Origin of the sequence: Ralstonia flaminis, from assembly GCF_958415495.1 — a bacterium.
In the GTDB taxonomy this organism is placed as follows: Bacteria; Pseudomonadota; Gammaproteobacteria; order Burkholderiales; family Burkholderiaceae; genus Ralstonia; species Ralstonia flaminis.
The window spans coordinates 1-12,911 of record NZ_CATZLL010000006.1 but is presented as its reverse complement, the minus strand read 5'-3'; the positions used below and the strand labels follow the sequence as shown (position 1 = coordinate 12,911).

General features: G+C 64.2%; 9 protein-coding genes. 8 read left to right on the top strand and 1 reads right to left on the bottom strand.

The genetic code is table 11. The features are described from left to right. The first annotated feature begins 8 nt into the window (after positions 1-8). Positions 9-1,847, top strand: a complete 1,839-nt coding sequence (locus R2N11_RS10650; RefSeq protein WP_316681078.1) for an amidohydrolase — start codon at positions 9-11, stop codon at positions 1,845-1,847. Beyond that, positions 1,837-2,544, top strand: coding sequence for a YoaK family protein (locus R2N11_RS10645; RefSeq protein ID WP_316681077.1), 708 nt, complete (start codon positions 1,837-1,839; stop codon positions 2,542-2,544). Before R2N11_RS10650 ends, R2N11_RS10645 begins: the two co-directional genes overlap by 11 nt. 647 nt (positions 2,545-3,191) lie before the next feature. Here the strand turns inward: R2N11_RS10645 and icmF are convergent. Beyond that, positions 3,192-6,479 (bottom strand): fused isobutyryl-CoA mutase/GTPase IcmF, encoded by a 3,288-nt coding sequence (icmF, locus tag R2N11_RS10640; protein ID WP_316681076.1) that lies wholly within the window; start codon positions 6,477-6,479, stop codon positions 3,192-3,194. Between the two features lie 310 nt (positions 6,480-6,789). On the opposite strand from icmF, the gene R2N11_RS10635 reads away from it, so the two are divergent. The 6 genes from R2N11_RS10635 to R2N11_RS10610 all read left to right on the top strand — a co-directional run bounded on the left by R2N11_RS10635 (position 6,790) and on the right by R2N11_RS10610 (position 12,411). Next, positions 6,790-7,287 carry a hypothetical protein gene (locus tag R2N11_RS10635; RefSeq protein WP_199031876.1) on the top strand — a complete coding sequence of 166 codons (498 nt, stop codon included), beginning with the start codon at positions 6,790-6,792 and terminating at the stop codon, positions 7,285-7,287. Between the two features lie 179 nt (positions 7,288-7,466). After that, on the top strand, positions 7,467-8,492 hold the full coding sequence (locus tag R2N11_RS10630; RefSeq protein ID WP_199031877.1) for a hypothetical protein: 1,026 nt from the start codon (positions 7,467-7,469) through the stop codon (positions 8,490-8,492). A 243-nt stretch (positions 8,493-8,735) separates the two neighbouring features. After that, the gene (locus R2N11_RS10625) at positions 8,736-9,938 is read left to right on the top strand and encodes an ammonium transporter (protein ID WP_316681075.1); all 1,203 of its coding nucleotides are present in this window, start codon (positions 8,736-8,738) and stop codon (positions 9,936-9,938) included. A gap of 119 nt (positions 9,939-10,057) precedes the next feature. Next, positions 10,058-10,414: a DUF427 domain-containing protein gene (locus R2N11_RS10620; RefSeq protein WP_064801208.1), complete on the top strand. Its 357-nt coding sequence runs from the start codon at positions 10,058-10,060 to the stop codon at positions 10,412-10,414. A gap of 156 nt (positions 10,415-10,570) precedes the next feature. Beyond that, positions 10,571-11,314, top strand: a complete 744-nt coding sequence (locus R2N11_RS10615; RefSeq protein ID WP_316681074.1) for an AraC family transcriptional regulator — start codon at positions 10,571-10,573, stop codon at positions 11,312-11,314. A 116-nt stretch (positions 11,315-11,430) separates the two neighbouring features. Beyond that, positions 11,431-12,411, top strand: a complete 981-nt coding sequence (locus R2N11_RS10610) for a DMT family transporter (RefSeq protein ID WP_316681073.1) — start codon at positions 11,431-11,433, stop codon at positions 12,409-12,411. Positions 12,412-12,911 lie beyond the last annotated feature (500 nt).

The following is a 12,911-nucleotide window of genomic DNA, read 5'->3' as shown; positions in this document are numbered from 1 at the left end:
CCGACACCATGACTGCCGACCTCATCCTGCATAACGGCCGCATCCACACAGTCGACCGCGAACGCCCCACCGCCAGCGCCGTTGCCGTGCGCGATGGCCGCTTCACCGCCGTGGGCGACGATGCCACAGTGATGGCGCAGCGCGGCGCCGCGACCCAGGTGATTGACCTGCGCGGGCGTACCGTCATCCCCGGCCTGAACGATTCGCACCTGCACCTGATCCGAGGCGGACTGAACTACAACCTGGAGCTGCGCTGGGAGGGCGTGCCCTCGCTGGCCGATGCGATGCGCATGCTCAAGGAACAAGCCGCGCGCACGCCGTCGCCGCAATGGGTACGCGTGGTCGGCGGCTGGACAGAATTCCAGTTTGCAGAGCGCCGCATGCCCACGCTGGAAGAACTGAACCAGGCCGCGCCCGACACGCCCGTGTTCGTACTGCACCTGTACGATCGCGCGCTGCTCAACCGCGCCGCGCTGCGCCAGGTCGGGTACACCAAGGACACACCGAACCCGCCGGGCGGCGAGATCCAGCGCGACGCCAGCGGCGAGCCCACCGGCATGCTGATCGCCAAGCCCAACGCGATGATCCTGTACGCCACGCTGGCCAAGGGGCCGAAGCTGCCGCCCGAGTACCAGGTCAACTCCACACGCCAGTTCATGCGTGAGCTGAACCGCCTGGGCGTGACCAGCGCCATCGATGCGGGCGGCGGCTTCCAGAACTATCCGGAAGACTACGAAGTCATCCGCGAGCTGTCGGCGCAAAACCAGCTCACCATCCGCATCGCCTACAACCTCTTCACGCAAAAACCCAAAGAAGAGCTGGCCGACTTCAAACACTGGACCGGGAGTGTGCAATACCGCCAGGGCGATGACTTCTTCCGCCACAACGGCGCGGGCGAAATGCTCGTCTTCTCCGCCGCGGATTTCGAAGACTTCCTGCAGCCGCGCCCCGACCTGCCCGAGACGATGGAGCAGGAACTGGAGACCGTGGTACGCCACCTCGTCGCGCAGCGCTGGCCGTTCCGCCTGCACGCCACATACGACGAATCGATCTCGCGCATGCTCGACGTGTTTGAGCGCGTGAACCGCGACATTCCGTTCAACGGCCTGCCGTGGTTCTTCGACCATGCGGAGACGATCTCGCCGAAGAACATCGAACGCGTGCGTGCGCTCGGCGGCGGCATCGCTATCCAGGATCGCATGGCCTTTCAGGGCGAGTACTTTGTCGACCGCTATGGCGCTGCGGCCGCCGAACAGACGCCCCCCATCAAGCGCATGCTGGCGGAAGGCGTGCCGGTGGGCGCCGGCACGGATGCCACGCGGGTGTCGAGCTACAACCCGTGGACGTCACTGTACTGGCTGTCGAGTGGGCGCACGGTGGGTGGCATGGCGTTGTACCCGGAAGGGCTGCCGCGCGAGGTCGCACTGGAGCTGTACACACACGGCAGCGCGTGGTTCTCGGCGGACCAGGGCAACAAGGGGCAGATCAAGGTCGGGCAGCTCGCCGACCTGGCAGCGTTGTCGGCGGATTTCTTTAGCGTGGACGAGGCTGACATCAAGACCATCGAATCGGTGCTGACCGTGGTGGGTGGGCGCGTGGTCTACGGCGCTGCGGAGTTCACCGAGTTTGGGCCGCCGCCGATTCCGGTGCTGCCGGAGTGGTCGCCCGTCTCGCGCGTGCCCGGGCACTGGCGTCCGGCTGCGCCGTTGCAGCAGCAGGTACACCACTGCGCCGGCGCGTGCACGGTGCACGGCCATGCGCACCAGAAGGCGCGCACGGCCAACGTACCGACCACCGACTTCCGTGGTTTCTGGGGCGCCTTCGGGTGTTCGTGCTTTGCCTTCTGAAGCCGCGGCGACTCCGGCGGTCGCACCGCCGTCAACGCGCTTCCTGATCGCGCAGGGCAGCCTGCTGGCGTTCGTTGCCGGCTATGTCGACGTGGTCGGCTTCTCGGCGCTGTTCGGCCTGTTCACGGCGCACGTCACGGGCAACTTCGTGATGATCGGCGTGGAGTTGGCCGGCTCCGGTCAGGGTGTGCTTGCGAAGCTGCTGGCGTTGCCGGTGTTTGTGCTGGCAGTGGCGTCGACCAAGCTGGCAGTGGCGGCGCTCACGCGGCGCGGTGTGGCGCCGGTACGGCCGCTGCTGCTGGCGCAAGCCGTGCTGCTGGCGGCGTTCATGGTGGCAGGCCTGCTGGCACTACCGATTCAATCGGCCGATGCCCCGGCCACCATCGTCGTTGGGCTGATCGGCGTGGCGGCGATGGGGGTGCAGAACGCCAAGGCGCGCATCGTGCTGTCTGAGCATGCACCGACCACCATCATGACGGGCAACACGACGCAGATCGTGATTGATGTGGTGGAGTTGCTGTCGCCTGACAGTACGCAGAAGGATGGTGCTCGTACGCGCCTGCGAAAGATGCTGCCGCCGTTGATGGGGTTCGCCATTGGCGCGGTGCTGGGGGCGTTGGCGTTTGGGGTGGTTTCGTTTTGGTGTGTGGTGCCGCCGGTTTTGATTTTGTTATGGCTGGCTTGGATGCAGCGGTAGATGGTTGGTTTTTTTGTTGGTGGTTCATCCCTTGTTTCATCCCCTGCCGGGGCCGACTCACTTTCTTTGTCTTGCCAAAGAAAGTAAGCAAAGAAAGGCGCGCCCGAGATGGCGAAAGACTCCTTGAATTTATGTCGCAAGGAGGGGAAGGGGAAAACTCGCTGCGCTCAAACAGTTTCCCTTCCTTTTTCCTCCTTGCAACAGAAATTCAAGGCGCCATCTAGGGCAGGGGTAAAGCACACCATCGATTGCCGGTGCACTACTTCGTCTTGTGTTCATGACGACTCACCGCCGGCCGCTAACCTCGTACTCGCATTCCCCCTCGCGCATCACGCATCACGCATCACGCATCACGCATCACGCGAGTTCCAACGCTCACCTTCGTTCCCCGTCGGTTTGGCCTTTGACGTTCCTGCCCTTGATGGCGCCTTGAATTTTCGTAAGCGGGCGGAATAAAGATGGGGAACTGTTTGAGCGCAGCGAGTTTTCCCCATCTCCGCCCGGTTACGAAAATTCAAGGAGGGGGTCGCCATCTCGGGCGCGCCTTTCTTTTGCTTACTTTTCTTTGGCAAGACAAAGAAAAGTGAGTCGTGCCCGGCAGGGTACGAAAGGGAGATGCACCACCAACATCAAAACCAAAACCCCAACTACATATTCCGCCGATACTGCCCCCCCACCTCAAACAGCGCATGGGTAATCTGCCCAAGCGAACAAACCCGCACAGCATCCATCAACACAGCAAACACGTTCTGATCCTCAATCACAGCCCGCTGCAACCGCTGCAACATGGCCGGCGCATCAGCCGCATGACGCGTATGGAAGTCCAGCAACCGAGCAAGCTGACTCTGCTTCTCTTCCTCGCTTGAACGCGCCAATTCAATATGCGGCGGCACTACGTTCTCAGCCTCCGGGTTGCGGAACGTATTCACACCAATGATCGGCAGCGAGCCATCATGCTTGCGCTGCTCATACAGCATCGACTCTTCTTGAATCTTGCCGCGCTGGTAGCCCGTCTCCATCGCCCCCAACACGCCGCCGCGCTCGGCAATGCGCTCGAACTCCTGCAGCACGGCCTCTTCCACCAGGTCAGTCAACTCGTCGATGACGAAACTGCCCTGGTTCGGGTTCTCGCACTTGGCCAGCCCCCACTCGCGGTTGATGATGAGTTGGATGGCCAGCGCGCGCCGCACGGATTCCGCCGTGGGTGTTGTGATGGCCTCGTCGTAGGCATTCGTGTGCAGGCTGTTGCAGTTGTCGTAGATGGCGATGAGCGCCTGCAGCGTGGTGCGGATGTCGTTGAACGCAATCTCCTGCGCATGTAGAGATCGGCCTGATGTCTGCACGTGGTACTTCAGCTTCTGGCTGCGCTCGTTTGCGCCGTACTTGTCGCGCATCGTCACCGCCCAGATGCGGCGGGCAACACGGCCCAGCACGCTGTACTCCGGGTCCATGCCGTTGGAGAAGAAAAACGACAGGTTGGGCGCAAAGTCATCAATGTGCATGCCACGCGCCAGATACGCCTCCACATAGGTAAAGCCGTTGGCCAGCGTAAAGGCCAGCTGCGAAATCGGGTTCGCGCCGGCTTCGGCAATGTGATAGCCCGAGATCGACACCGAATAGAAATTGCGCACCTGGTGGTGCACAAAATATTCCTGAATATCACCCATCACCTTGAGCGAAAACTCGGTCGAGAAGATGCAGGTGTTCTGTCCCTGATCTTCCTTGAGGATGTCCGCCTGCACCGTGCCGCGCACGTTCTGCAGCACCCATGCGCGGATCTTCGCCTCCTCGTCTTGTGTCGGCTCGCGGGCGTTGTCGGCGCGGAACTTGGCGAGGTTCTGGTCGATGGCGGTGTTCATGAACATCGCCAGGATGGTCGGCGCGGGGCCGTTGATCGTCATGGAGACGGACGTGTTCGGGCTCGTGAGGTCAAAGCCGTCGTACAGCACCTCCATGTCATCCAACGTGGCGATCGACACACCGGAATTGCCGACCTTGCCGTAGATGTCGGGGCGCACGGCCGGGTCTTCGCCGTACAGGGTGACGGAGTCGAACGCGGTAGAAAGGCGCTTGGCGTCCATGCCCTCGCTGACGAGCTTGAAGCGCCGGTTCGTGCGGAAGGCATCGCCCTCGCCCGCGAACATGCGCGTTGGGTCTTCGTTCTCGCGCTTGAAGGCGAACACGCCGGCGGTGTAGGGGAAACTGCCCGGCACGTTCTCACGCATCAGCCAGCGCAGCACTTCGCCGTCGTCTTCGTACGGCGGCAGCACGACTTTGCGGATGGTGGTGCCAGAGAGCGTGGTGTGTGTGAGCGCGGTGCGGATCTCCTTGTCGCGGATCTTCACGACGTATTCGTCACCGGAATACGCGCGGCGCAGGTCGGGCCACATGGCGAGCAGCTTGCGCTCGGTGGCGCCGAGTTGCGCATCGCGTTCGGCGGCCTGCTTGTCGAGCGCTGAGAGCGTCTGCACGCTCGCGCCCGCGCGCTCCAGCATGAGCCGGCTGGCCTGCAACTGCTGACGCTCGCGCGCGAGGCAGCTTTGCATCTGCACGCGGCGGTGATAGCCGCGCACCGTGTCGGCCAGCTCTGCCAGATAACGCACGCGTGCGGGCGGCACGATTGCGTCGTGGCTGGTGGAGCAATGACCGGCCGGGCGCGGCAATGTGCGCTCGGTCAAGGTCATGCCGCGCGCCGTCAGCAGGTCTGCCAGCGCGTGGTACAGCGCCGTCACGCCGTCATCGTTGAAGTGTGATGCCTGCGTGCCGAACACCGGCATGTCTTCGGGCCGCGCGTGCCATTGCTCGCGGTTGCGCTGCACCTGCTTGGCCACGTCGCGCCACGCATCCTGCGCGCCCTTGCGATCGAACTTGTTGATCGCCACCAGATCGGCAAAGTCGAGCATGTCGATCTTTTCCAACTGGCTGGCAGCGCCAAACTCGGGCGTCATCACGTACAGCGACAGATCGACATGCGGCACGATGGCCGCATCGCCCTGGCCGATGCCGGAGGTCTCCACGATGATCAGGTCGAAACCCGCCGCACGGCACGCGGCAATTGCATCAGGCAGCGCGTCGGAAATCTCGCGGCTGGCCTCGCGCGTGGCCAGCGAGCGCACGAAGATGTGCGGATGGTTGATCGCGTTCATGCGGATGCGGTCGCCCAGCAGCGCCCCGCCCGACTTGCGCCGCGACGGATCGATCGAGATGACCGCGATGCGCAGCCTGTCCTGCTGGTCGAGCCGGAAGCGGCGGATCAGCTCATCGGTCAGTGACGATTTACCGGCACCGCCCGTGCCCGTGATGCCGAGCACCGGCGTATGCGTCACAGCGGCGCGCTCGTGCACGGCCTGACGCAATGCCGGATCGATGCGGCGCGATTCCAATGCCGTAATCAACTGTGCCAGTGCGCGGCGATCGCCGTTGACGATGGGCTCCAGCGTGGTCGGCGCATACGTGGAGAGGTCGATATCGCAGCGCTGCACCATGTCGGCAATCATGCCGGCCAAGCCCATGCGCTGGCCGTCTTCGGGGCTGTAGATGCGGGCCACGCCGTAGTCCTGCAGTTCGCGAATCTCTGTGGGCACGATCACCCCGCCGCCCCCGCCGAACACCTGGATGTGTTCGCCGCCGCGCGCACGCAGCGCATCGATCATGTACTTGAAGTATTCGACGTGGCCGCCCTGGTAGCTCGACACGGCAATGCCCTGTACGTCTTCCTGCAGGGCAGCATTGACCACCTCGTCGACGGAGCGGTTGTGCCCGAGGTGGATCACCTCGCAGCCCATCGACTGCAGGATGCGCCGCATGATGTTGATCGACGCGTCATGCCCATCGAACAGCGAGGCGGCTGTCACGAAGCGCACCTTGTTGCGCACCGGGGCGGGTTCGCTGGCGGGCGTTGGATCGGCCGCGCGGGCAGCGGAAAGATCGGTCATGTCTCCACCTTCGTTGAGTGGGCGCCGGCGTTGAATGTGTTGTGGGACGCACAGGGTGCGGCATGCCGGTCGGAGGATCGAACAGACAGTATTTTCGGGGTGGACGGGAACGTCAACCATCCCGGCGCGACGGGCGCTCGTCAGCCGATTCCTATTTTTCGGACCGATCCGAGCCGCCTTTCGGACCAATCCGACGGAAACGTCAGGCCGCTTCGCCGAAGATTCCCATCACACAAAACTTCACGGGAAATCGCGTCGGGGCCCCAAGCAAGGGCCGGGCGAGCCTTTGGCTCGGACGTGTTGGCGTCATATGACTCTCTCTTCTTTGATCACCAAGCTTCGCGGCATTGCCACCGCTGCGGCGCTCCTGGCTGGCGCATCGCCTGCCGTTGCCGATATCTTTGAACCCGGAGACGAAATCTCCGTCCAGGCCAGCGTGTACAACATGCACTACAGCCGGGACGACCACTACATCAAGTACTCCCCGTTGCTGGGCGTTGAATGGCGGCGTGACAACGGTTGGCTGGTGGGCGCGGCGGCGTTCCAGAACTCGTTCGGCCAACCCTCGCAACTGGTGTACGGCGGGTATCTGTGGAACCTGGGCAATACCAACTTCTACGGCAAGCTGACCGGAGGCATCCTGCACGGCTACAAGGGTGAGTACCAGAACAAGGTACCGCTCAACTACAAGGGCTTCTCGCCAGGCATCCTGCCGACGCTGGGCTACAAATACGGGCAGATCCGTACGGAAGTGCAGTTCTTCTGGACCAGTGGCTTCATGGTCACGGTTGGCTACTCGTTCAAGTAGAGCACCACGCCTCGCTTGTTTGCGCAAACCCGCACACGCATGAGTGCACGCAACCCGCGCACGAAAAACACAACGACCCCCTCCTTCCTTGGGGCAAGCCCCGTCTTGCGCACAATCGATACATATCGCTAGAGTCGGGCTTTGGCCGGAAACGGGTCCGGCCACAGGGGGATATTCCAATGCCAAGCCGCGCAACGATGCGCTGGTGTCTGACCGCCATGCTGGCGTACTCCGGCCATGCGCTGGCATGGGACTACACGCCTGGCGCCATCCCGGGGCTGATCAGCGTGCTTGGCTTTCTGACCGCACAAACGCAGGCGCTGGACCGTGCCATCCAGCGGTTTCCCAGCCAGCGCGAAGAGTTGATCCGAGCCCGCAACCAGTTCGACAACACCTTCCCGCAAGCGCTGGCGCGCACGCGCCGCCTGATCGCCGGGATTCCGCTCACAGATGATGAACGCCAACTGTTGATCGAGCGTGCGCTCGACCTGCACCAGCCGAGCGTGGCCGTCTCTACGCAGACCCCGGAGACCACGCATGCCCTGGCCCAACGCGTGACAGAGCGCGCCCAGGGTAGCCAGGACCGCCCGACGCTGCAGACGTTACTGGCGGTGGTCTACGACGACCGCCCTGCCGAAGAGCTGTCCAGCCGTTTCACGCAAAGCATCACGCTCTCTGACTGGCCGAACGCCAATGGTGCGAACCTGACGCTGCGCTTGCCGTTTTCCTGGGAGCGCGTGCCGCCCACCCCGCCGCGCAAACCCGATCCGGCCCGCGTGGCGATTGGCGCCTGGGCCAACCAGGGCGGCGCAGGGTTGTCGCGCATCGAGCTGATCGTGCGCCCCACCGAAGGCGAGCCCGAAGCCGTATCCGATAACCGCGAGCCCCGCTGGATGCGTGATGCCATCCGGCAAGCCGTGGCGCTGCCGTGCCGGATGACCGGCTGGGGCGTGCAATCGTTCGGCGGGCGCATTGGCGTCTGGGCCAGTTACATCGGCGATGCCCCCGGCCCGCACGCACCGCGCGCTACGAGCAACACGTTCATCGGTCGCGTCTACATGGTCCCGACCGACGGTGCACTCGTGATGCTGCACACGCAGTCGCCCGCCGCATCGCCCGAGCAGGCCGGCGTCTTGCGGCAGCGCTATGAACCACTCTGGACGGCGGTGGCCACCTCCTTCGCCGTGGCGACGCCCAAGCCCTGACGGCGGACGCACCATCTGCGCGCATACCGTGCGCCATCAGCACCAAATAAAGGCATAGACGCACCGAAACCGGGCTCACCCAGGGTCGGCACTCTGCCGACGGATCGGGCGCACGGCTGTGGTGCGCCAATTCACACGTTTGCACACAGTTGGAACAGCTTTTGCATCTGTCGGCGGCTTTTGCGTCATTTGAGGGCATTCTGCACTTGAACGGCGCTGGTCCCAACCCGCACGACAACCATAATGAACACCATCAAAACCGGGGGCGACGCGCTCTTCATCCTGCTGGGCGCGATCATGGTGCTTGCCATGCATGCCGGATTCGCATTCCTTGAGCTGGGTACCGTCCGCAAGAAGAACCAGGTGAATGCGCTGGTCAAGATCCTGGTCGACTTTGCCGTGTCGACCATCGCGTACTTCTTCATCGGCTATTCCGTAGCGTACGGCGTCAACTTCTTCACCGGCGCCGATGTGCTCGCGCAGCAGAACGGCTACGAGCTGGTGAAGTTCTTCTTCCTGCTGACCTTCGCCGCGGCCATCCCGGCCATCATCTCGGGCGGCATTGCCGAGCGCTCGCGCTTCGAGCCGCAACTGGCGGCGACCTTCGTGCTGGTGGGCTTCGTCTACCCGTTCTTCGAGGGCATCGCCTGGAACCAGCGTTTTGGCATCCAGCACTGGCTGCAGGCCATGACGGGCGCGGAGTTCCACGACTTTGCGGGCTCGGTGGTGGTGCATGCGGTGGGCGGCTGGATCGCGCTGCCGGCGGTGCTGCTGCTGGGCGCACGCCACGGCCGCTACAAGGACGACGGCCGCATCGCCGCGCATCCGCCGTCGAACATCCCGTTCCTGGCAGCGGGCGCCTGGGTGCTGGCGGTGGGCTGGTTCGGCTTCAACGTGATGAGCGCGCAGACGCTGGACAAGATGAGCGGCCTGGTCGCCATCAACTCGCTGATGGCCATGGTGGGCGGCACACTCACCGCGTGGTGGATGGGCAAGAACGACCCGGGCTTCTCGTACAACGGCCCGTTGGCAGGTCTCGTGGCGGTGTGCGCAGGGTCTGACGTGATGCACCCGCTGGGTGCGCTTGCCACCGGCGGCATTGCCGGTGTGCTGTTCGTGTGGATGTTCACGCGCGTGCAGAACGTCTGGCGCATCGACGACGTGCTGGGCGTTTGGCCGCTGCACGGGCTGTGCGGCGCATGGGGCGGCATTGCGGCGGGCATCTTCGGCCTGAAGGCATTGGGCGGCCTGGGCGGTGTGTCGTTCTGGGCGCAGGTGGCGGGCACGGCAGGCGGCATCGTGATCGCGCTGATCGGCGGTACGGTGGTGTACGGCGCACTGCGCAAGTTCGTGGGCCTGCGGCTGGATCGCGAGGCCGAGTTCATGGGGGCCGACCTGGCCATCCACCGCGTGTCGTCCACACCAGAGAGCGAGACGCACTGGTAACACCGGCGGATGGCGTGCCGGCAACGTCCGGCACGGTCCAACACGGAAGGCGCTCTTCCACTAGAGTGAAAGAGCGCCCCGCACCAGCGGGGCCGCATCCTTCGACGCAGGAGCACCGCATGCCCGATACCGCACTCGCATCCCCCATCGTTGTTGAAGCCAATCCGCGTCGCGTTACGGTCACGTTCAACGGCCACACCATCGCCGACACACGAGCCGCGCGGACGCTGCGTGAGCGCTCGCTCCCGCCCGTGTTGTACATCCCGCGCGACGACGTGCGGATGAACCTGCTGGAGCGTACCCAGCATCACACCCAATGCCCCTACAAGGGGCAGGCGTCCTACTACACCATCGTGGCCGGCGACGAACGCGCCACCAACGCGGTATGGACGTACGAGCACCCCATTCCGGCAGCCGAAGCCGTGGCCGGCATGCTCGCGTTCTATCCGAACATCGTGACCATTACCGAGGCGTGAGCATTGAGCGTTGGACGTTGACACGCCGGTGTCACGCGCGCGGCGCACGATGTGCGCGTTCCTCTTCTCACGGATCCTCATCCGTGAAAGTTAAGTGCCCGGTGCCTTCCACCGGGTATTTTTTTGGGCGCACGCCGGTGCTATCCTCGCCCGATCATGCTGGACTTCCGCACCTACGGCCTGGCCGCTCCGCCTCACGCACATGACTTCGTGCAAGTCGTGATGCCCGCGCGCGGCGTGCTGGAGATGGACGTGGACGGCCGCGGCGGCTGCGTCGATGTGCACCACGCCGCGCTCATCCCCGCCGATGCCACGCATGCCTTTGAAGCCGCCGGCACGAATACCTTCATCGTGCTGGACATCGCCGCGCAAGCGGTTGAAACGCCTGACCTGCGCGGCCTGGCCGACCGCGTGTTCTTCCCGCTCACGCCCGGGCTGCGCGCGCTGACGGCGTGGCTGCAGAGCGCGCATGCGCCATCGGCCGGTCCCGTGGTCGATGCCACGCTGGCAAATGCGTGGTCGACTCTTGCACTGGCGACGCTGGCCGCGCATCCGGCCAATCAAGCGACGCAGCTGCGCGCCCGCACCGACGCGCGTGCCGAGCAAACCTGGCGCACCATCGACCAGCGCTATGCCGATCCGCTGACCCTCGACGAACTTGCCGCCGATGTGGGCCTGAGCACGCGGCGCCTTGCGACACTGTTCCGAGCTGCGTATGGCACCACCCTGCACGCGCGCCTGGCTGCGGTACGACTGCACCACGCGTTGTCGCTGCTCGAAACCAGCGCGCTGCCCATCGCCGAGATTGCCGCGCGCACGGGCTACTACGACCAGAGCGCGCTCACGCGTCACCTCAAGGCTGTGCACGGCGTCACGCCCGCAGCTGTGCGGCGCGGCTGAATCGCCCCTCTCGTTTCCATTTCCGTTTCTGCCAAAGCACGGCCGTCTTCACCAAGACGCATCGCACGCGCACGCGCAAAGTGCTGGTTCGATTGATCTTCCGGACCAGGCTCCACATGGCTGTTAGCGACACCCACACCGCAACACACCTCGCGCCGACGCAGCACGACGCACGGCGTGACCACCTCATGGGCCTGGGCTGTGGCGTGGCCGCGGGTGCCCTGTGGGGGATCATCTTTGTTGCGCCCAAGATGCTGCCGCAGTTCTCGCCCCTGGCGCTGTCGGCGGCGCGGTATGTGCTGTATGGCGTGCTCTCTCTGGCGCTGGCGTTGCCCGTGTGGCGCACGCTGTGGCACAAAACGACGCGGCGTGATTGGGGGGCGCTGCTGTTGCTATCGCTGCCGGGCAACCTGCTGTACTACCTGTGCGTGGCGGGCGGCGTGCAGCGTGCAGGCGTGGCGCCGGTGTCGTTGATTGTCGGGCTACTGCCGGTGACGGTCACACTGGCGGGTGCGGCGGAGCACGGCAGCTTACCGTTGCGGCGCTTGGCGCTGCCGCTGCTGATGGCGGTGGCGGGGGTGGTGTGCATCTACCTGGATGCGCCGGCCATGCATGCGGATGCCGGTGGCAGCGCGTACCTCATCGGCCTGCTGATGGCGGCGGGTGCCCTGGCGTGCTGGACGGTGTATGCGGTGTGCAATGCGCGGTATTTGCGCAAGCGCCCGCAGTTCACGAGTCGTGAATGGTCATTGCTGACGGGCATTGCAACGGGGGCGCTGTCATTGGTGCTGGCGGTGCCGGCGTTCCTGATGCCGGGGATGGCGACGGCGTCTGCTCAACCTGCATCGGCGTGGATGCTGTTCTGGGTGATCAATGCTGGGGTCGCGTTGGGGGCTTCGGTGCTTGGCAACAGCCTGTGGAATGCAGCCAGCCGGAAGCTGCCTTTGACACTATCTGGGCAGATGATTGTGTTTGAGACGGTGTTTGCGCTGCTTTATGGGTTTATCTATGAGGCTCGCTTGCCGCATGGGTTGGAAGTGGTGGCTGCGCTGTTGTTGGTGGGTGGGGTGGCGTTGGCAGCGCGGCGGCATGGCTAGTTTTTTTGGTTTGTGGTCCATCCCTTGTTTCATCCCCTGCCGGGGCCGACTCACTTTCTTTGTCTTGCCAAAGAAAGTAAGCAAAGAAAGGCGCGCCCGAGATGGCGACTTCCCCTTGAATTTCTGTAACCGGGCGGAGACGGGGAAAACTCGCTTCGCTCAGACAGTTCCCCGTCTTTTTTCCGCCCGCTTACACAAATTCAAGGCGCCATCTAGGGCTGGGGTAAAGCACACCTTCGATTGCCTGTGCGCTACTCCGTCTCGCCCCCACTGGTCGCCGCTAGCCGTTAGCCTCGCACCTCGCGTTAGGCGCCCGCACCCGCACCCGCACCCGCACCCGCACCCGCACCCGCACCAACCGAGCCATGTCGCTCACGCTTGTTCCCCGCCGGTTTGGCATTTGACTTTCCTGCCCTTGATGGCGCCTTGGATTTTTGTCGCGGGGAGGAAAACGGAAGGAGCCTTGTCTGAGCGCAGCGAGTTTGGCTCCTTCCCCTCCC

Excerpts from the sequence above, each read along its gene's own strand:
- R2N11_RS10650 (WP_316681078.1), top strand. The coding sequence starts at position 9 with ATGACTGCCGACCTCATCCTGCATAACGGCCGCATCCACACAGTCGAC.
- R2N11_RS10625 (WP_316681075.1), top strand. The coding sequence starts at position 8,736 with ATGAACACCATCAAAACCGGGGGCGACGCGCTCTTCATCCTGCTGGGC.
- icmF (WP_316681076.1), bottom strand. The coding sequence starts at position 6,479 with ATGACCGATCTTTCCGCTGCCCGCGCGGCCGATCCAACGCCCGCCAGC.
- R2N11_RS10610 (WP_316681073.1), top strand. The coding sequence starts at position 11,431 with ATGGCTGTTAGCGACACCCACACCGCAACACACCTCGCGCCGACGCAG.
- R2N11_RS10615 (WP_316681074.1), top strand. The coding sequence starts at position 10,571 with ATGCTGGACTTCCGCACCTACGGCCTGGCCGCTCCGCCTCACGCACAT.
- R2N11_RS10620 (WP_064801208.1), top strand. The coding sequence starts at position 10,058 with ATGCCCGATACCGCACTCGCATCCCCCATCGTTGTTGAAGCCAATCCG.
- R2N11_RS10630 (WP_199031877.1), top strand. The coding sequence starts at position 7,467 with ATGCCAAGCCGCGCAACGATGCGCTGGTGTCTGACCGCCATGCTGGCG.
- R2N11_RS10635 (WP_199031876.1), top strand. The coding sequence starts at position 6,790 with ATGACTCTCTCTTCTTTGATCACCAAGCTTCGCGGCATTGCCACCGCT.